This window comes from Allobosea sp. P1_A7 (assembly GCF_056406775.1).
In genome coordinates this window covers 59,825-77,119 of sequence record NZ_JBFTZN010000018.1, presented here as the reverse complement: position 1 = coordinate 77,119, position 17,295 = coordinate 59,825, and the positions used below count along the sequence as shown (strand labels likewise).

Below are 17,295 nucleotides of genomic sequence, written 5' to 3'. Positions count from 1 at the left end.
CCTGGCCGGGAGGGCAGGGCGGGCGGCCGATGCCGTCCGCTTCCGGTGATGGCGGCGTAAGCCGTCAGTTGGTTGCGGCGACCTTGATCTCGCCGGCCTGCGGTGTGACGGTCGCGCCCGGCCGCACCATCGGGCTGGCGAGCCCGTTGATGATGACCTTGTCGTCCTTCTCCAGGCCCTTGGTGATCACACGCAACCCGTCCGCGATCTGACCGAGCACTACCGGCTTGGGCACGACCTTGTTGTCGGCGCCGACCGTCAGCACGATCTTGCTGGCCTGGTCCGAGACGATGACGGCGTCGGGAACGAGCAATGCGTCGACCTGGCCGGCATAGATGCGCACGCGCCCAAAGGTGCCGGGCGTCAGGAACTGATCCTTGTTCTCGAATACGGCGCGGCTGCGAATCGTGCCTGAGCGGGCATTGAAGGCGTTATCGACGAAGTCGATCTTGCCCTGGCGCTTCCAGCTCGTCTCGTCGGCGAGCCTGACCTGTGCGGTCGGAGCGCTTTCACGGTTCGTCAGCCCGCGCTGTTCGCCGGCAAGCCTGGAATAGCGGAGGTAATCGGCTTCCGACGTATCGAACACGAAATTGATCGGATCGGTGGCGACGATCGTCGTCAGCAGCGTCGCACCCGACTGGCCGCCCGCGACGAGGTTGCCCGCATCGACGCGCTTGTTCGAGATCCGGCCGGACAGGGGGGCGCGAACCTGCGTCCATTCCAGATTGAGCTCGGCGGTCTTGAGATTGGCCTCGGCCGCCTGCTGGGACGCGACGGCACCGTTCAGGTTGGCGCGGCGCTGGTCAATGTCGCGAACCGTGATCGTCCGGTTCTGCGTCAGAGCCTCGGCGCGCTCGACCTCGTTCTGGGCGAGCTCGACCTGGGCCTTGGCGCGCGCGACTTCAGCGCGTGCCGCATCGACGGCAAGCTGATACGGGCGCTGGTCGATTGTGAAGAGTAGATCGCCCTTGTTCACCCGATCGCCGTCGCGGAAATGGATGCTGTCGAGGAACCCGGAGACGCGGGCCCTGATCTCGACCTGCTCGCGCGCTTCGAAGCGGCCTGTGTACTCGTCCCAGTTGGTCACGCGCTTGGCGAGCGGCGCTGCAGTCTGGACCGGCGGAGCCGGTGGGGCGCCCTGGGCGAGGGCCGTGGCGGCGGACGTCGCGAGCAGCACCGCGAAGGTGGCAAGAGTCCGACCCGTTGAGCGGCGGATTCGCATGGAAAAACTCCGGATAGCGGGGCCGGCGCAACCACTCTCGGTTTCCGGGCCGCGCGCAAGAAAGGTTGCGTGCTGACGATTGTCAAGTTCCGTCACTCGACAGCACCGTCGAATGACGACAGATTAGCAACATTCCGGCCAGGGGGTGACAGGATGGCAACAGACGCTTGCCGCCCGGGCGCCAAGGTTCTACCGAAGACGCGACCTGACCAGAGTTGGAAGACCGATATGAACGCGCATGCCCGCCCTGCCGACCCGAAGAAGCTGATCAAGGGTGCAACCGGCGATTGGGAAATCATCATCGGCATGGAAATCCATGCCCAGGTCACCTCCAACGCGAAACTTTTCTCAGGCGCCTCCACCGCCTTCGGGGGCGAGCCGAACGAGCATGTCAGCCTGGTCGACGCGGCCATGCCCGGCATGCTGCCGGTGATCAATGCCGAATGCGTGCGTCAGGCAGTTCGTACCGGCCTAGGGTTGAACGCGCGCATCAACAACCGGTCCGTGTTCGATCGCAAGAACTATTTTTATCCCGACCTGCCGCAGGGCTACCAGATCAGCCAGTACAAGAGCCCGATCGTCGGCGAAGGTGAGATCGTCGTCGATCTCTCGCCGACCGAGCAGATCAGCGTCGGCATCGAGCGCCTCCATCTGGAGCAGGATGCCGGCAAGTCGATCCATGATCAGCATCCGACGATGAGCTTCGTCGATCTCAACCGCTCCGGCGTCGCGCTGATGGAGATCGTCTCGCGCCCCGACCTGCGCTCGGCCGACGAGGCCAAGGCCTTTGTCACCAAGCTGCGCACCATCCTGCGCTATCTCGGCACCTGYGATGGTGACATGGAGAAGGGCAACCTGCGCGCTGACGTCAACGTCTCGGTGCGCCGCCCCGGCGAGCCCCTCGGCACGCGCTGCGAGATCAAGAACGTCAACTCGATCCGCTTCATCGGCCAGGCGGTCGATGTCGAGGCGCGCCGCCAGGTTGGCATCCTCGAGGATGGCGGCAAGATCGACCAGGAAACGCGGCTCTATGATCCCGGCAAGGGCGAGACCCGTTCGATGCGTTCCAAGGAGGAGGCGCATGATTATCGCTATTTCCCGGACCCGGACCTGCTGCCGCTCGAATTCGACGATGCCTTCGTCGAGCATCTGAAGGCAGCGCTGCCGGAACTGCCCGACGCCAAGAAGGCGCGCTTCATCGCCGAATACGGCCTGACGCCCTATGATGCCTCCGTGCTCGTCGCCGAGCGCGAGCAGGCGGATTACTTCGAGGCTGTCGCCAAGGGCCGCGACGGCAAGGCCGCCGCCAACTGGGTGATCAACGAGTTGTTCGGCCGCCTGAACAAGGAAGGCAAGGATGTGACCGCCTCGCCGGTCTCTGCCGCCCAGCTCGGCGGCCTCGTCGATCTGCTTGGCGAGAGCGTCATTTCGGGCAAGATCGCCAAGGATCTGTTCGAGATCCTCTGGTCCGAAGGGGGCGATCCGCGCGAGATCGTAGAGACGCGCGGCATGAAGCAGGTGACCGACACTGGAGCGATCGAGAAGGCGGTCGACGAGATCATCGCCGGCAATCCCGACAAGGTCGAGCAGGTCAAGCTGAAGCCGACCATGCTTGGCTGGTTCGTCGGCCAGGCCATGAAGGCGTCGGGCGGAAAGGCCAATCCGCAGGCGCTGAACGAGATCCTGAAGAAGAAGCTGGGTATCGAGTGACGCCAGACAGGCTCATCATCCGCGACGCGGTTGCGGCCGATCTCCCGGCCGTCCGCTCGCTGTTGGTCGAGACCTGGCATGCCACCTATGACGGCATTTATGGCTGGCAGCGTGTCGCCGAGATCACCAATGCCTGGCATTCGCTGGAGAATCTGAGCGCCCAGCTCGGTCGCGACGGCGAAGCCTTTCTCGTCGCTCTGGTCGATGACCAGATCGTTGCGACCTCGTCCGCCCGCCGGGAGCGCGACCGGGCGGCGCTGCTGACGCGGCTCTATGTCCTGCCGACCTATCAGGGCGTCGGGATCGGCCGCACCCTGCTGCACGTCACGCTCGCCCATTTCCCCCTGGCGCCGGTTGCRCGCCTGGAAGTCGAGCTGCAGAACGAGCCCGCGATCGCGTTCTACGAGCGGATGGGCTTCTTCCTGCAGCGCTCGGCCCGCTTCGACGGCCGCGACGACACGCCCAACACCTTGCTGATGGCAAAGCGCCTGTTTGCCGAGTGACGGCAGCCGGCGGAGCCCGTCAGCGTGCCGCATGGGCCGGCATGCCGAGTTCCGTTTCAGAAAGGGCTTTGCTAACACCGCGCCAACCGCGGGGCTGTCCAGCGGTCCGGAGGCCTGACCATGAGCAAGAGCAAGATCGATCCGTCCGAGATTTCCATTCGCCAGGCCCGGCGCGACGATGTCCAGCGTGTCGCCAGCCTGATCGTGCTTGGCTCCGCGACACAGGAAGTGACGGAACAGGACGCCGCAGCTGAAGCCGCGCACCCGGACTATGAGCGGGCCTTCGACGAGGTTCTGGCGAGTCCCGACACCACACTTTTCGTCGCCGAGCGCGCCGGAGAGGTCGTCGGCACCTTCCAGGTCACGCTCATTCCGGGTTTCGCCGCACGAGGGCGCAAGCGTGCGAAGTTCGAGAGTGTCCACGTTGCGCCGGAAACGCGGGGAATGGGGATCGGCGCAGTGATGATGACCCACGGGCTCGCCTTCGCAAAGGAGAAGGGAGCGGGGCTGGTCGAGCTGACCTCGCACAAGGCTCGCACCGACGCCCATCGCTTCTATCGCAATCTTGGCTTCGACCAGAGCCACGAAGGCTTCAAGAAGCCGGTCTGAAGGCCGCAGAGCCGTCCAGGCCGATCGCGGGCGGCTTACCATGCCCGGACATGACCAACCTGCTTGCCAAGCAGGTCGGCAACCCTACCGACGGCCTGCCGGGCGGCCTACATCAGATCCCGGCCCAATCGCGACAGGAAAGCTGTGATGCTCGCACGTTCGTCAAAGCCGATCGATCTCTACTACTGGCCGACGCCCAACGGCTGGAAAATCACCATCATGCTCGAGGAGTGCGGGCTCCCTTACAACCTCATCCCCGTGAATATCGGCAAGGGCGATCAGTTCAAGCCCGACTTCCTGGAGATCTCGCCGAATAATCGCATGCCGGCGATCGTCGATCATGATGGGCCCGGCGGAGAGCCGATCTCGGTCTTCGAGTCCGGTGCGATCCTGCAATATCTCGGCCGCAAGACCGGACAATACTACCCTGCCGATGAGCGTGGCCGCGTCGCGGTCGATGAATGGCTGTTCTGGCAGATGGGCGGCTTTGGGCCGATGCTCGGCCAGACCCATCATTTCCGCATCTACGCGCCCGAGAAGCTGCCTTACGCCATCGATCGCTACACCAACGAGGCCAACCGGCTCTATGGCGTGCTCAATCGCCGTCTCGAGGGCCGCGACTATATCTGCGGCGCTTACTCGATTGCCGACATGGCCTGCATCGGCTGGGCCAGAGGCTGGGAGAAGCAAGGGCAGGACATCAGGCAGTTCCCGAATGTCGGGCGCTGGCTGGAAACGATGCAGGCCCGCCCGGCCGTGCAGCGCGGCCTCGCGATCGGCGCTGAACTGCGCAATCCGGCCGGCATCAGCACGCCGGAAGAGAAGGCCGTTCTGTTCGGGCAGCGGGCCCGCTGAGCTGATCCATTGGCGATGGTCGACCTTGGGTTGACCGTCGCCCTCCCGCCACGCTCGGCGCGTGCCGGGCTGGCGGCCCAGATGCCGGTTGCTGACGGCGCAGTTGACCGGACAGCGCCCTAAGCTCGTCGCGTCGGTTCGCCCGAGTCCATTTCACCGAGCGGCAGATGATACCGCCGAGCACGCAGCCCGAGGTGGTCAGCGCATCTCCGGACAAGGACATCGTGCCGGAATAGGTCTTGCCATCCTCCGGATTGAAGGCGCTGCCGCTCCATTTGCCGGCGCCGGTCGGCTTCATGTCGTAGAAGATGCGCTGGCCGACCTTGGCGGGGCCGTTCGTGTCCTTCAGCCAGGCCAGTGTGCCGCACATCGCCTCGCCGCATTTGGCAAAGCGCACCCGCGAGGCCCCGCTATCGCGCAGCCAGGTGCCGCTGACATCCTGTGCCAGGGCGGAGCCGGTGCCGGCGAGTGCCAGCGTCGCGAATCCGAGCAGAGCGGCCCTGGCCGAGGTCTTGTGAAAGCGCATGCGATCCTCCCGTTTCGACCAGCTATGGCTGCATGGTTCAGATATGAACTATATCCGAGCCGGCTTTCGCTTCAAGCTGGAGACGCGTCGGGCTTGATGGACGGCTCCCGCYGGACCGACACGGAGCAGGACAGGCAAACGAAGCCGGCCGGGCAGCCTTGTAGGGCGGGGAGGCGGCAGCTATAAGCCGCCGCATTCTCCAGATTGTCCCTAAGGAACCAACGATGGCTGTCCAGCGTACCTTTTCCATTCTCAAGCCCGACGCGACGCGGCGCAACCTGACCGGCGCGGTCAACGCGGTGATCGAGAAGGCTGGCCTGCGCATCGTCGCGCAGAAGCGCATTCAGATGACCAAGGGCCAGGCCGAGACCTTCTATGCCGTCCACAAGGAACGGCCCTTCTTCGGCGAGCTGGTCGAGTTCATGACGTCCGGCCCGGTCGTCGTTCAGGTCCTGGAAGGCGAGAACGCCATCGCCACCTATCGCGACGTGATGGGCGCCACCAACCCGGCGAATGCCGCCGAGGGCACGATCCGCAAGCTCTTCGCCGAGTCGGTTGGTGAGAACACCGCTCACGGTTCGGATGCGCCGGAGACCGCCGCCATCGAGATCGCGCAGTTCTTCGCCGGCAACGAGATCGTCGGCTGACGCGGCGCGACTGCTGATCGTCTTCGAACGGCGGAGCCAGTGGCTCCGCCGTTTTCGTTCGGGGAACTATTTGAAGCCGAGATCGAAGGCGTAGCTGGCGGAGACGCCGACAGTCAGCGAATCCCGTGAGCCGAACGGCTTGACGATCGGCGATCTGGTCGCATCGCCGACGAGGTGCTTGTATTCGAGATAGGCAGTCGTCTGCAGCTTCTCGGACCAGTTATAGGTCACCTGCGCGATCGCGCCGATCGAGTTGATCCCAGCATTGTAACGCTGCAGCAGGCCGCCTCTGCCCGCGTAATTGCCGCCGAAATAGGTCCGGACATAGTCGGCCCCGACGACGCTCATGCGCGGGCCGGCGCCGATCGTCCAGGCCCCGATCTTCTGGAAGGCGTCGATCTTGAATTCGGCGACAAGCGCGTCATGCGTGATCACGCCGCGGCGCAGGTCGACGCGGCCGCGCAGCCAGGAGGTCGGGTAGAATTCGACAAAACCGCCGAGCTCGGCGCCGAACTTGACGTCCGGCATGCCGATCAGCGCAGGGTTGGTGCTCGCCTTGCGCTCCCAGAGCAGGTTGCCGGAGAAGCCGACGCGCCAGGCCTTGCCGGAGAAGAATCCGATGCTGATCGCATCGTCTTCCGATGACCACCAGGTGCTCTTGGTGCCACGCGCCAGGTTCACGATCGCCCGCGGCCGGAAGACATAGTCGTTCGAACCGGAATAGTCCGGCGTGTAGCGCAGGCCGCCTCCCAGGGTCAGGTGCCAGTTCTGGACGGATTCGGGGGAGGTGAGGGTGGTGTAATCGCTGGACTGGGCTTGAGCTGAGCCGGCAGGCGACAGGCAGAGACTGGCCGCAAGGCCGGTCAGAAACGCAACGCAACGCATTATCGAACTCCGGCGCAACGGCGCCTTGGCAAGCGGAAGTTCCGACAATCTGAAGCGTTATCGTTAATCCCGGGTTGACGCCGCCGGCATTGACCGCAAAAGCCCGGCGCGTCACCAGTAGCGGGCTGAAGGATCATCCATGACCGAACTGCCCCGCATCACGCATCTGCCGTCAGTCTGCCCGCATGACTGCCCATCGGCCTGTTCGCTGGAAGTCGAGGTGATCGACGGGCGCAGCATCGGGCGGGTGCGCGGCAGCAAGCGCCAGAGCTACACCRACGGCGTGATCTGCGCGAAGGTGGCGCGGTATTCCGAGCGCATCCATCATCCGGACCGGCTGCTGCACCCCTTGCGCCGCACCGGACCGAAGGGCTCCGGGCAGTTCGAGCGTATCTCCTGGGATGAGGCGCTGGACGAAACCGCACGCCGCTTCCTCGCGATCGAGGCCGAGCACGGCGCCGACGCCGTCTGGCCCTATTACTATGCCGGCACGATGGGGCTGGTGATGCGTGACGGCATCAACCGGCTGCGCAACGTCAAGCGCTACTCCGGCCAGTATTCGACGATCTGCACCACGATGGCCTGGACCGGGTTCATCGCCGGCACGGGCCGGCTCGCCGGTCCCGATCCGCGCGAGATGGCGAAATCGGACTGCGTAGTGATCTGGGGCACGAACGCCGTGCACACCCAGGTCAATGTCATGCATCACGCGATCAAGGCGCGGAAGGAGCGCGGCGCCAAGATCGTCGCCATCGACATCTACCACAACCCGACGCTGGCCCAGGCCGATCTCGCGTTGGTGCTGCGCCCGGGTACCGATGGCGCGCTCGCCTGCGCCGTCATGCATGTCCTCTTCCGCGACGGCCATGCCGACCGCGACTATCTCGCGCGCTACACTGATGCGCCCGCCGAACTCGAGGAGCATCTCGCCAGCCGCACGCCGGAATGGGCGGCTGCGATCACCGGACTCGACGTCGCCGCGATCGAGGAATTCGCGACCCTGGTCGGCACCCGCAAACGCAGCTTCTTTCGCCTCGGCTATGGCTTCGCACGCCAGCGCAACGGTGCGGTGAACATGCATGCGGCGCTCTGCGTCCCGACGGTGACAGGCGCCTGGCAGTACGAAGGCGGCGGCGCCTTTCATTCGAACAGCGGCATCTACCAGTGGCGCAAGAGCCTGATCGAAGGGCTGGATGTCCGGGATCCCCGCATCCGCCAGCTCGACCAGTCGCAGATCGGCAGGGTTTTGACTGGCGACGCCGAGGCCTTGCGCCAGGGCGGGCCCGTGAAGGCGCTCTTCATCCAGAACACCAATCCCGTCTCTGTTGCGCCCGAGCAGGAACTGGTCAAGCAGGGCTTTGCCCGCGACGACCTGTTCACGGTCGTGCACGAGCAGTTCATGACCGAGACCGCAGCCATGGCCGACATCGTGCTGCCGGCGACGCAGTTCATGGAGCATGACGACCTCTACCAGGGCGGCGGGCATCAGCACATCATGTGGGGTGGCAAGCTCGTCGAGCCGCCTGGCGAGTGCCGCTCGAACCACGAGGTGATCTGTGCGCTTGCCGAGCGCCTGGGCGCCGAACATCGCGGGTTCGCGATGACGCCGCGCGAGATCGTCGACTGGACGCTGCGCGAGACCGGCCGCGGCACGCTGGACGAGCTGATCGCGGCTGATTTCCACGACATCCAGCCGGGGTTCGATCGCGCGCATTACGTCGACGGTTTCGGCTATCGCGACGGCAAGTTCCGCTTCAAGCCGGACTGGCCGAAGGTGCCCAACGCCAATGACGGCCCGGTCGGCCCCTACAGCCAGATGCCGGGTCTTCCCGATCATTGGGGCGTAATCGAGAACACGGACGAGACGCATCCCTTCCGCCTCGCGACCAGCCCCGCCCGCAGCTTCCTCAACTCGACCTTCACCGAGACACCAAGCTCGCAGAAGAAGGAGGGCGGACCGAGCTTGATGATGCATCCGCAGGACGCGGAAGGGCTCGGCATTTCCGATGGCGGCGAAGTCGTTATCGGCAACCGGCGCGGCAGCGTGCATCTGACGGCGAAGTTCTTCTCCGGCGTGGTGCGCGGCGTCGTCATTGCCGAATCGATCTGGCCGAATGCGGCGCACAAGCATGGGCGCGGCATCAACACCATCACCGGCGCCGATGCGGTCGCTCCCTTCGGCGGGGCCGCCTTCCACGACAACAAAGTGTGGATCAAGAAGGCGTGACTGATCGGCCACTTGACCTTTACGGAGGGCTGTGACCATTCCGCCGCGCGCGGGCGAGGCATGGATGATGCTTGCCCCGGCATGGGCATGTGTCGAAGGAACTGCGGAATCATGAAGATGCGGCGGATAGGTGCGGTCGTTCTGGCCGGTGGGTTCCTGATGATGGCTGCGGTTTCGGCCCAGGCCGCGAGCGGCACGAGCGCCTTGCCGCCGCCCGATCCGACCGCCAAGAACCTGACGCCCTACATGATCCAGCTTCGGGCCTTCGATGCCTGCCTGGTCACCCAGTCGCAGCTGATCGGCACGACGCGTGAAGCCGTCCACACGCCTTGCAGCTGCTATGCCAAGGGCACCGTCAACGCGATGACCAAGGACGAGATCCAGGCCTTCCGCGAAACCGGCTATTTCAACGACAGCGCCCGCGCCAAGGGCTACGATTTCATCGATCGCTGCAAGCTCAGGCGGCCGAGCTGATCAGCTTCCGGTCGGCGAAATAGCGCGCCCCGATCCGCGCCGCATAGGCGACGAGATTGGGGTGGCTTTCGATCAGGCCGCGTATCGGCGACTCGAAGAGCGTGCACAGCCCCGAGGCCAGAAAGGCGCCAAGCGTGGCGTCCGCGCCGCAAGGCTCGCTGCCCATCAGATAGGGCCGCTCGCCCAGAATCGCGGCGGCGGCTCCCAGCGCATGCCGGGCGAGTTCCGCCTGTTCAACCGGGCTGTGGCGCCCGGTGCCCTGGCCCTTGAGCGTGCGCTGCACCTGGCGTTTGACCATCGCGGCAACCAGCGGTCGCAACGGCGCCGGCACGACTCTGAAGAACTGAAGCGGCCCCCGGTTGAAATTGCTGTCATTGGCCCAGCGCTCGCTGACCACGAACCAGTAGAGATGATCCTCCAGCATCTTCTCGACGGCCCAGGCGATGCCGCGCTGTTCCGGCGTCAGGCCCTTGTCGAAGTCGATGCCGTATTTCCGCTCCAGATGCAGTCTGATGAAGGTGCTGTCGGCGACGATCTCGCCAGCGTCGATGATCAGCGGCAGCTTGCCCTTGGGCGCCCGCCTCATATTGCCGATCTTGCGCTCATGCGGGAGGCCGGACATCTGCAGGAGGATGTCCGCCTTCATGCAGAAAGGGCTCGGGTCCGGCAGGCCGAACCCGGGTCCGAAGACCTGTAGCGTGATCATGCGAAATCCTCCCATTGGCAGAGGCAAGGCGTTGGTTTTCTGCTGACAGACTGCTGACAACTCTTGTCAGCAGAGCTAGAGCATTCTCCTGCCCAACCTGATGCTTGGGAATTCCTCGTCATGCAACGTGCCGAACGTCTGCTCGATCTGATCCAGGGCCTGCGCCGACGTCGCAGGCCGGTGACGGCCGATACCCTCGCCGCCGAGCTCGATGTCTCGGTGCGGACGATCTACCGCGATATCGGCGCATTGATGCGACAGGGCGTGCCGGTGCGCGGCGAGGCCGGCATCGGCTATGTGCTCGACGCTGGCTTCGATCTGCCGCCGCTGATGCTCTCGCCGGACGAGATCGAGGCGGTTCTCGTCGGCATGCGCTGGCTTGGCGAGCGTGCCGACCCGGTGCTGGCACGCGCGGCGGAAGACGTCGTCAGCAAGGTCGCAGCCGTCCTGCCGCCGCATCTGCGGCCGATCCTGCTCGATGGCGCCCTGTTCGCGCCGGCCTATCGCTGCGACCAACCGGTCGATCAGATCGATGCCGCCGGTATCAGGGCTGCGATCCGCCAGGGCCGCAAGCTCGCGATCCGGTATCGCGACGAGGCCGGTCAGGAGACCGACCGGATGATCTGGCCGATCGGCATGACATTCTACGAGCGGGTGCGGATCGTCATCGCCTGGTGCGAGCTGCGGCAGGCCTTCCGGCATTTTCGCACGGATCGCATCACCGATCTCGTCCCGCGCGAAGAGCGCTATCCAGCAAGACGGGCCGATCTGTTMCGTCGCTGGGAGAAGGAAGAGGAAGAGGCGGCACAGGCCCGATCCTGCCCGATCGATCAGCCGCGCACGACCTCRCCCCCCGCCAGCGTGGCCCTGCCGGAGGCAACCTCCGCCAGCGCCCGCTGATAGAGCGCGTGTTCGACGCCGAGCACGCGGTGCGCCAGGGCATCCTCATCGTCGCCGGCGAGCACGGGAACCCGGGTCTGTGCGATCACCGGCCCGGCATCGAGCTCCGGCACGACGAAATGCACGCTGCAGCCATGCTCCCTGACCCCGGCTTCGAGAGCCTGGCGATGAGTATGCGTGCCCTTGAACAGGGGAAGCAGCGAGGGGTGGATATTGAGCAGCCGTCCTTCCCAGCGCCTGACGAACCAGGGCGTCAGGATGCGCATGAAGCCGGCGAGCGCGATGAGCTCGATCTGGTTGACGCGCAGGACATCGTCCATGGCGCGCTCGAAAGCCTCACGATCCCGACCGAAGGAGCGGTGATCGACGGTTGCGACGGGCACACCGGCAGCCGCAGCCCGGGCCAGGCCACCGGCCTCGGGCACGTTCGAGAGCACAAGAGCGATCTCGGCCGGATAGTCGCCGGCCTGCGCCGCCTCGATCAGCGCGGCCATGTTGGAACCGCGCCCCGAGATCAGGATCGCGGTGCGACGACGCGCCGGCTGAATCACAGGCTGAGCGTCCCGCGATAGCTCACCGGCTCTTCGCCGGCCGCGACCGGGACGATCTCGCCAAGCCGCACCGGCGCTTCGCCGGCGTCCCTCAGGGCGGCCTCGACCTCGCCGGCCTTGCCGGCTTCAGCGGTGACGATCATGCCGATACCGCAATTGAAGGTGCGAAGCATCTCGCGCTCGGCAACACCGCCGACCTTGGCAAGCCAGCCGAAGACTGGCGGAACCGGAATGGCCGCAAGATCGAGCGCAACGCCGAGCCCTTCGGGCAGCACGCGCGGAATATTGTCGGGGAAGCCGCCACCCGTGATGTGGGCAAGGGCCTTGATGCCCGCCGTCGCCTTCAGCGCAGCCAGCAAGGGCTTTACATAGATGCGTGTCGGCACGAGCAGCGCTTCGGCGAGGCTGGTCTCAGGTGCGAAGGGGGCGGGAGCCTCCCAGCTCAGTCCCGACAGAGCGACAATGCGCCGGACCAGCGAGTAGCCGTTGGAATGGACGCCGGAGGAGGGCAGGCCGAAGACCACGTCGCCGGGCACGAGATCCGCACGCGGCAGCAGTGCCCCGCGCTCGGCGGCGCCGACCGCGAAGCCCGCGAGGTCATAATCCTTCTCGGCATACATGCCGGGCATCTCGGCAGTTTCGCCGCCGATCAGCGCGCAGCCGGCTTGCCGGCAGCCATCGGCGATGCCGCGCACGATCTCGACGCCGACCTGCGGATCGAGCTTGCCGGTAGCGTAATAGTCGAGGAACAGCAGCGGCTCGGCGCCCTGCACGATCAGGTCGTTGACGCACATCGCGACGAGGTCGATGCCGATCGTCGAATGCCGCCCGCTTTCGATCGCGATCTTGACCTTCGTGCCGACGCCGTCATTGGCGGCGACCAGGATCGGGTCATTGAAGCCCGCAGCCTTCAGATCGAAGAGGCCGCCGAAGCCTCCGATCTCCGCATCGGCACCGGGGCGGCGCGTGGCACGCACCAGCGGCTTGATGGCATCGACCATCGCGTTGCCGGCATCGATGTCGACGCCCGCCTGCGCATAGGTCAGTCCGTTCGCTCCTGGCTTGCTCATGGTCCTCGGCTTTCATTCCGTTCGCGCGAGCGATAGGCAAGCCAGCCGCGCCTTGCAAGCCGCTATGACGGATTCGGCCTTGCCGGTGCACCGTTTCGGGCTCTAGCGTCGCACAGGACAGCGCTGCGAATCCGGAAGAGCATGACCCTTCCCAACCTCATCACCATCGGCCGGCTGTTTCTGGTGCCGCTCGTCGTGGTGATGATCACCAATGGACGCTGGGAGACGGCCTTCATCCTCTTCGTGGCGGCCGGCGTCTCGGACGCGGTCGATGGATTCATCGCCAAGCGCTTCGGCATGACCAGCGAGCTCGGCGCCTATCTCGACCCCGTCGCGGACAAGGCGTTGATCGTCTCGATCTACATCACGCTTGCGCTGGTCGGGGCTATCCCGGTCTGGCTGGTCGTCCTGGTGGTCTCGCGCGACCTGATGATCGTCTCCGCCGTGATCCTGTCCTGGGTGATGGAAAAACCCGTCGAGATCGCTCCTTTCGTGGTCAGCAAGCTCAACACGGCAGCACAGCTCATTTTCGCCGCGCTGATGCTCGGGAGCAAAGCCTTCGGGGTCGATCCCGGGCCGGCGATCGATGTCGGCCAACTCCTGGTCGCCGTATTGACGCTGGGATCAATGGCGGCCTATCTCGCGTTCTGGCTGCGCCATATGGCGGCCTGACCTGCGGCGAGCGGGCGCCATTGCGTCCGTTTCAGTGCTGCGGCTTGGAACTTGCTCCGTGTTCACCCATCTTCGTGGACGCGGTCGATGATCTCGCATCGCGGAATCCGCCGGGGACTGCCTGTTCATGTCGTTGCAACGCCAAATCGGTTTCTGGCTGATCTCGCTCGCAGTCTTCGTGCTGTGCCTGGTCTTGCTGCGCGACGTGCTGCTGCCATTCATCGCGGCGCTGGCGCTGGCCTATCTGCTCGACCCCCTTGCGGATCGGCTCGAGCGGCTCGGAATGAGCCGTCTGGCCGCGACGATTGTCATCCTGATCGTCTTCCTTCTGATCTTCGTGCTGTCGCTCGTGCTGCTGATGCCCTTGCTCGGCCAGCAGCTCGCCGGCTTCGTCGCGCGGATGCCCGAGGTCGCTGCCAAGCTGCAAACGCTGATCCTGGAGCGGGGGGCGCCGCTCCTCGAGAAGCTGGGTGGTGGCAAGCTTGCCCAGGATGCCCAGAATTCACTCGGAAATCTCGTCGGCGAAGCAACCAAATGGGTCGGCAGTGTCCTGCAATCGCTCTGGTCCGGGGGGACCGCGATCATCGGCGTGTTCTCGCTGCTGGTTCTGACCCCCGTCATCGCCTTCTATCTGCTGGTCGACTGGGACCGCATGTGCGCGACCGTCGACAGCTGGTTGCCGCTCGACCATCGCGACACCATCCGCGGCCTGCTGAGCGAGATGGATAAGGCGATCGCCGGCTTCCTGCGCGGCCAGGCGCTGCTCTGCATCCTGCTCGGGACCTTCTATGCCGTCGGATTGAGCATCGTCGGCGTCAACTTCGGCGCGCTCATCGGCATCATCAGCGGCTTCCTCTCCTTCATCCCCTATGTCGGCTCGCTGACGGGCCTCGTGCTGTCGGTCGGCGTCGCGATCGTGCAGTTCTGGCCGGAGTGGACCTGGCCGTTGGTGACGCTCGGCGTCTTTGCCGCCGGTCAGTTCATCGAAGGCAACATCCTGCAGCCGAAGCTCGTCGGCGACTCGATCGGCGTGCATCCGGTCTGGCTGATGTTCGCGCTGCTTGCCTTCGGCTCTCTCTTCGGCTTCGTCGGGCTCCTGCTTGCGGTTCCCTTGGCGGCAGTCATCGGGGTCTTGAGCCGTTTCGCGCTTCGGCAGTATCTGGCGAGCAACATCTATCATGGCGGCGATGTTTCGAAGTCCGCCGAAGTCCGCAAGCGTCTCGGAGCCGATGTCTGACCATACAAGCCGCCCGCGTCAGCTCGCCTTCGACCTGCCCGTCGACAGCCGCCACGGCGTCGAGGATTTCCTGATCGGCCCGTCCAACGAAGCCGCCTATGGGATGATCGAGGCCTGGCCGCACTGGCCCGAGGCCTGGCTGCGCCTGGTTGGCCCGGAAGGGGCGGGAAAGACCCATCTCGCGGCGATCTGGGCCAAGGCGGCCCATGCCTGGGTCGTGCCCGTCTCCGAGGTGACCGAGGAGAACGTGCCGCACCTGATCTCCGGAGGGGCGCTCGTCGTCGAGGATTGCGACAGAGGGCCTCGCGACGAAGCCGCCCTGTTCCACCTCTTGAACGCGATCAAGGCGAAGCGGGGCTCGCTGCTGCTGACCGCACGCGCAGCTCCCGATCAATGGGGCGTACGTATTCCCGACCTGTTGTCGCGCCTGCGGCTGGCGCCCCATGCGACGATCGCGCCGCCGGACGATGCGCTGCTGCGGGCGCTGCTGGTCAAGCTCTTCATCGACCGGCAGCTCATCGTCGATGCCGGCATCATCGAAGCGCTGACGCTGCGGATGGAGCGCTCGTTTGCCGCGGCGCGTGCACTGGTCGACGCGCTCGACAGGCTTTCGCTGGAACGCGGGCGGCGCGTCACGCGCGCCCTGGCCGGCGAGGTCCTGGCGGACCTCTTTCCGGATGATGCGAACTGAACAGGCGGCGCAGCCAGGCAGGTTGGAAGGAGAGCGGTATGGCCGACGGACGTGAGATCCGGCTGTTTTCCTACGGCACATTGCGCCAGAGGAACGTCCAGCTCGCCACATTCGGCCGAGAGCTCGAAGGCCGTGACGACGCCCTTGTCGGCTTCGCCCGCACAATGGTCGAGATCCCCGATCCGGAGGTGATCGCCACCAGCCGCGAGACGCATCATCCGATCGTGACCCGGTCCGGCAATCCTGCCGACGAAGTGGCCGGAACCGTCTTCAACATCACAGCCGCGGAGCTCGCCGCGGCCGATTCCTACGAGGTCTCGGATTAGCGCCGGATTGCGGTGTGGCTCAGATCCGGGACCGAGGCGTTCGTCTATGTCCGGGCTGCGGACGCGTCCTGAATCGAACGTTCAGGCCGCGCCTTCCGAAGCCGACTTGGCCGACGGCCCAACGAGGCGTGCATGCATGGCCTCGATCAGAAGTTCATGCGCACGGGCTGCGATCGCGTCGAGCGAGGGCGTCCGCACGAACATCGCGGCCGCCTTCTCGCTGAGCTCCTCGCGGCTCGGCAGGACCGGCAGATGCCATTGCGCAACGGCGTCCTGGGCCTGCTGCTGCATTTCGGCCAGCCGGTCACCCGCACGTTGCTGCAGTTCGGCGAGCGCTTCGCGCAAATCGGCGAGCGTCATCGTCGGCAGATGCAGCTCCGACAGGGCAGGGCTCGCCGCATAGGCTTCCCGGAAGGCGCTGACGACGCGGTCCAGCGGCACCGAAGCCGCAAGCCGCTCGGCAGAGCGTTCGATGACGCGCGGCGGCAGGGCCTGCGAACGATCGACGACGGCCTGCGGCGGCGCCTTCAGGTCCCAGACCGCGCCGATCTTCGAGAGACCGAGGATCACGTAATAGGTCGGGTCCCACTGCCACCAGCGGAAGCCCTGACGCACGCTGTACTGATAGGCGTGGTGGTTGTTGTGCCAGCCTTCGCCCATGGTGATGATCGCCAGCCACCAGTTGTTGCGGCTCTCGTCGCCGGTCACATAGTCCTTGTCGCCATGCACATGCGCGAGCGAGTTGATGCAGAATGTCGCGTGATAGACCGCAACCGTCGACCAGAAGAAGCCAACGATCAGGCCGGCCCAGCCGCCGATCGCGAAGCAGAGGCCGGCAAGCAGGATCGCGGGCGCCAGCTCGAAACGGTGCAAAAGGCGCAATTCGGGGAACTTCGTCAGGTCCTGAATCGTTGAATCGTCGAAGGTGCTGTGATCGCGGCTGAAGATCCAGCCGACATGCGAATAGGCGAAGGATGTCATGACCGGCGAATGCACGTCATGCTCGGTATCGGCATAGCGATGATGGTGACGGTGCTTGGAGGCCCACCAGAGCACGCTCTTCTGCGCCGTCGATTGGGCCAGCAGCGCGAGCAGGAACTGCCCGAAGCGGCTGGTCTTGTAGGAGCGATGTGAGAAATAGCGGTGATAGCCACCGGTGACCGCGAACATCCGCAACCAGTACAGCCCGATCGCGAGCCAGACCGAGGTCCAGGTCACACCGCTCCAGAGCGCCCCGAAACAGGCGAGATGCGCCAGCACGAAGGGAACGGCGGATGGGTAGACGATGTCGCCATCATCATGAGGGGCAGTGCTGTCGCTCAAGAATGCTCTCTGTGGGGTTCGCGCGGATTCGCCGCTTCGGTGCGGCACGGGCCGCATGTCCAGCGGCACCAAACAGGACGAGCCGGCGCCGCGCAAGTAGGCCACTCGCCGCAGCATGGCAAGGAAACCACGTGGGGGAAGGCAATTGGTTCGAGGCAACG

18 protein-coding genes and 1 pseudogene are annotated in these 17,295 nt (G+C 65.3%); 12 read left to right on the top strand and 7 right to left on the bottom strand.

Annotation, left to right across the window (positions count from 1 at the left end):
- Window positions 1–64: 64 nt before the first annotated feature.
- The gene (locus tag AC1D34_RS05075) at window positions 65–1,222 is read right to left on the bottom strand and encodes an efflux RND transporter periplasmic adaptor subunit (protein ID WP_441507635.1); all 1,158 of its coding nucleotides are present in this window, start codon (window positions 1,220–1,222) and stop codon (window positions 65–67) included.
- Window positions 1,223–1,450: 228 nt separating this feature from the next.
- Here AC1D34_RS05075 and gatB point away from each other — a divergent pair, with 228 nt between their 5' ends.
- The 4 genes from gatB to AC1D34_RS05055 all read left to right on the top strand — a co-directional run bounded on the left by gatB (window position 1,451) and on the right by AC1D34_RS05055 (window position 4,899).
- Window positions 1,451–2,932, top strand: coding sequence for an Asp-tRNA(Asn)/Glu-tRNA(Gln) amidotransferase subunit GatB (gene gatB, locus AC1D34_RS05070; protein ID WP_441491731.1), 1,482 nt, complete (start codon window positions 1,451–1,453; stop codon window positions 2,930–2,932).
- A complete protein-coding gene (locus AC1D34_RS05065; protein ID WP_441491730.1) occupies window positions 2,929–3,435 on the top strand; it encodes a GNAT family N-acetyltransferase in 507 nt (168 codons plus the stop codon). The genes gatB and AC1D34_RS05065 overlap by 4 nt, the downstream gene beginning before the upstream one ends.
- Window positions 3,436–3,555: 120 nt before the next feature.
- Window positions 3,556–4,044 (top strand): GNAT family N-acetyltransferase, encoded by a 489-nt coding sequence (locus AC1D34_RS05060; protein ID WP_441491729.1) that lies wholly within the window; start codon window positions 3,556–3,558, stop codon window positions 4,042–4,044.
- Window positions 4,045–4,191: 147 nt separating this feature from the next.
- On the top strand, window positions 4,192–4,899 hold the full coding sequence (locus tag AC1D34_RS05055; protein WP_441507636.1) for a glutathione S-transferase N-terminal domain-containing protein: 708 nt from the start codon (window positions 4,192–4,194) through the stop codon (window positions 4,897–4,899).
- Window positions 4,900–5,035: 136 nt separating this feature from the next.
- Here the strand turns inward: AC1D34_RS05055 and AC1D34_RS05050 are convergent.
- Window positions 5,036–5,425, bottom strand: a pseudogene (locus AC1D34_RS05050) (DUF2147 domain-containing protein); the annotation flags it as partial.
- 224 nt (window positions 5,426–5,649) lie between these two features.
- Here AC1D34_RS05050 and ndk point away from each other — a divergent pair.
- On the top strand, window positions 5,650–6,072 hold the full coding sequence (ndk, locus tag AC1D34_RS05045) for a nucleoside-diphosphate kinase (RefSeq protein ID WP_441491726.1): 423 nt from the start codon (window positions 5,650–5,652) through the stop codon (window positions 6,070–6,072).
- 66 nt (window positions 6,073–6,138) lie between these two features.
- Here ndk and AC1D34_RS05040 read toward each other — a convergent pair whose 3' ends face one another.
- Window positions 6,139–6,957: a MipA/OmpV family protein gene (locus AC1D34_RS05040; protein ID WP_441507638.1), complete on the bottom strand. Its 819-nt coding sequence runs from the start codon at window positions 6,955–6,957 to the stop codon at window positions 6,139–6,141.
- Between the two features lie 139 nt (window positions 6,958–7,096).
- Here AC1D34_RS05040 and AC1D34_RS05035 point away from each other — a divergent pair, with 139 nt between their 5' ends.
- Window positions 7,097–9,184, top strand: coding sequence for a molybdopterin-containing oxidoreductase family protein (locus tag AC1D34_RS05035; protein WP_476823650.1), 2,088 nt, complete (start codon window positions 7,097–7,099; stop codon window positions 9,182–9,184).
- Between the two features lie 111 nt (window positions 9,185–9,295).
- Complete coding sequence (locus AC1D34_RS05030) at window positions 9,296–9,658, top strand: hypothetical protein (protein WP_441507640.1); 363 nt, start codon at window positions 9,296–9,298, stop codon at window positions 9,656–9,658.
- Here the strand turns inward: AC1D34_RS05030 and AC1D34_RS05025 are convergent.
- Complete coding sequence (locus AC1D34_RS05025) at window positions 9,642–10,364, bottom strand: glutathione S-transferase family protein (protein ID WP_441507641.1); 723 nt, start codon at window positions 10,362–10,364, stop codon at window positions 9,642–9,644. The genes AC1D34_RS05030 and AC1D34_RS05025 overlap by 17 nt on opposite strands.
- A gap of 120 nt (window positions 10,365–10,484) precedes the next feature.
- On the opposite strand from AC1D34_RS05025, the gene AC1D34_RS05020 reads away from it, so the two are divergent.
- Window positions 10,485–11,264 carry a helix-turn-helix transcriptional regulator gene (locus AC1D34_RS05020; protein WP_476823649.1) on the top strand — a complete coding sequence of 260 codons (780 nt, stop codon included), beginning with the start codon at window positions 10,485–10,487 and terminating at the stop codon, window positions 11,262–11,264.
- Here the strand turns inward: AC1D34_RS05020 and purN are convergent.
- The gene (purN, locus tag AC1D34_RS05015) at window positions 11,195–11,758 is read right to left on the bottom strand and encodes a phosphoribosylglycinamide formyltransferase (protein ID WP_441507672.1); all 564 of its coding nucleotides are present in this window, start codon (window positions 11,756–11,758) and stop codon (window positions 11,195–11,197) included. The two genes, AC1D34_RS05020 and purN, sit on opposite strands and share 70 nt — an antisense overlap.
- A 53-nt stretch (window positions 11,759–11,811) precedes the next feature.
- Entirely contained in the window at window positions 11,812–12,885 is a 1,074-nt protein-coding gene (gene purM, locus AC1D34_RS05010) for a phosphoribosylformylglycinamidine cyclo-ligase (RefSeq protein ID WP_441491721.1), read from the bottom strand.
- Window positions 12,886–13,026: 141 nt separating this feature from the next.
- On the opposite strand from purM, the gene AC1D34_RS05005 reads away from it, so the two are divergent.
- From AC1D34_RS05005 to AC1D34_RS04990, 4 genes are all read left to right on the top strand, one after another.
- Window positions 13,027–13,557, top strand: a complete 531-nt coding sequence (locus AC1D34_RS05005) for a CDP-alcohol phosphatidyltransferase family protein (protein WP_441507644.1) — start codon at window positions 13,027–13,029, stop codon at window positions 13,555–13,557.
- 127 nt (window positions 13,558–13,684) lie between these two features.
- Entirely contained in the window at window positions 13,685–14,794 is a 1,110-nt protein-coding gene (locus tag AC1D34_RS05000; protein WP_476823648.1) for an AI-2E family transporter, read from the top strand.
- Window positions 14,787–15,485 carry a P-loop NTPase family protein gene (locus AC1D34_RS04995; protein WP_441491718.1) on the top strand — a complete coding sequence of 233 codons (699 nt, stop codon included), beginning with the start codon at window positions 14,787–14,789 and terminating at the stop codon, window positions 15,483–15,485. The genes AC1D34_RS05000 and AC1D34_RS04995 overlap by 8 nt, the downstream gene beginning before the upstream one ends.
- 38 nt (window positions 15,486–15,523) lie before the next feature.
- Complete coding sequence (locus AC1D34_RS04990) at window positions 15,524–15,811, top strand: gamma-glutamylcyclotransferase family protein (RefSeq protein WP_476823647.1); 288 nt, start codon at window positions 15,524–15,526, stop codon at window positions 15,809–15,811.
- An 81-nt stretch (window positions 15,812–15,892) separates the two neighbouring features.
- Here the strand turns inward: AC1D34_RS04990 and AC1D34_RS04985 are convergent, their stop codons facing one another.
- Window positions 15,893–17,134, bottom strand: coding sequence for an acyl-CoA desaturase (locus AC1D34_RS04985; RefSeq protein WP_476776609.1), 1,242 nt, complete (start codon window positions 17,132–17,134; stop codon window positions 15,893–15,895).
- Window positions 17,135–17,295 lie beyond the last annotated feature (161 nt).

What these genes read in the sequence shown, in the direction of transcription:
- AC1D34_RS05075 (WP_441507635.1), bottom strand. Translation starts at nt 1,222, where the DNA reads ATGCGAATCCGCCGCTCAACGGGTCGGACTCTTGCCACCTTCGCGGTG.
- AC1D34_RS05060 (WP_441491729.1), top strand. Translation starts at nt 3,556, where the DNA reads ATGAGCAAGAGCAAGATCGATCCGTCCGAGATTTCCATTCGCCAGGCC.
- AC1D34_RS05055 (WP_441507636.1), top strand. Translation starts at nt 4,192, where the DNA reads ATGCTCGCACGTTCGTCAAAGCCGATCGATCTCTACTACTGGCCGACG.
- ndk (WP_441491726.1), top strand. Translation starts at nt 5,650, where the DNA reads ATGGCTGTCCAGCGTACCTTTTCCATTCTCAAGCCCGACGCGACGCGG.
- AC1D34_RS05040 (WP_441507638.1), bottom strand. Translation starts at nt 6,957, where the DNA reads ATGCGTTGCGTTGCGTTTCTGACCGGCCTTGCGGCCAGTCTCTGCCTG.
- AC1D34_RS05030 (WP_441507640.1), top strand. Translation starts at nt 9,296, where the DNA reads ATGAAGATGCGGCGGATAGGTGCGGTCGTTCTGGCCGGTGGGTTCCTG.
- AC1D34_RS05025 (WP_441507641.1), bottom strand. Translation starts at nt 10,364, where the DNA reads ATGATCACGCTACAGGTCTTCGGACCCGGGTTCGGCCTGCCGGACCCG.
- purM (WP_441491721.1), bottom strand. Translation starts at nt 12,885, where the DNA reads ATGAGCAAGCCAGGAGCGAACGGACTGACCTATGCGCAGGCGGGCGTC.
- AC1D34_RS05005 (WP_441507644.1), top strand. Translation starts at nt 13,027, where the DNA reads ATGACCCTTCCCAACCTCATCACCATCGGCCGGCTGTTTCTGGTGCCG.
- AC1D34_RS05000 (WP_476823648.1), top strand. Translation starts at nt 13,685, where the DNA reads ATGTCGTTGCAACGCCAAATCGGTTTCTGGCTGATCTCGCTCGCAGTC.
- AC1D34_RS04995 (WP_441491718.1), top strand. Translation starts at nt 14,787, where the DNA reads ATGTCTGACCATACAAGCCGCCCGCGTCAGCTCGCCTTCGACCTGCCC.
- AC1D34_RS04990 (WP_476823647.1), top strand. Translation starts at nt 15,524, where the DNA reads ATGGCCGACGGACGTGAGATCCGGCTGTTTTCCTACGGCACATTGCGC.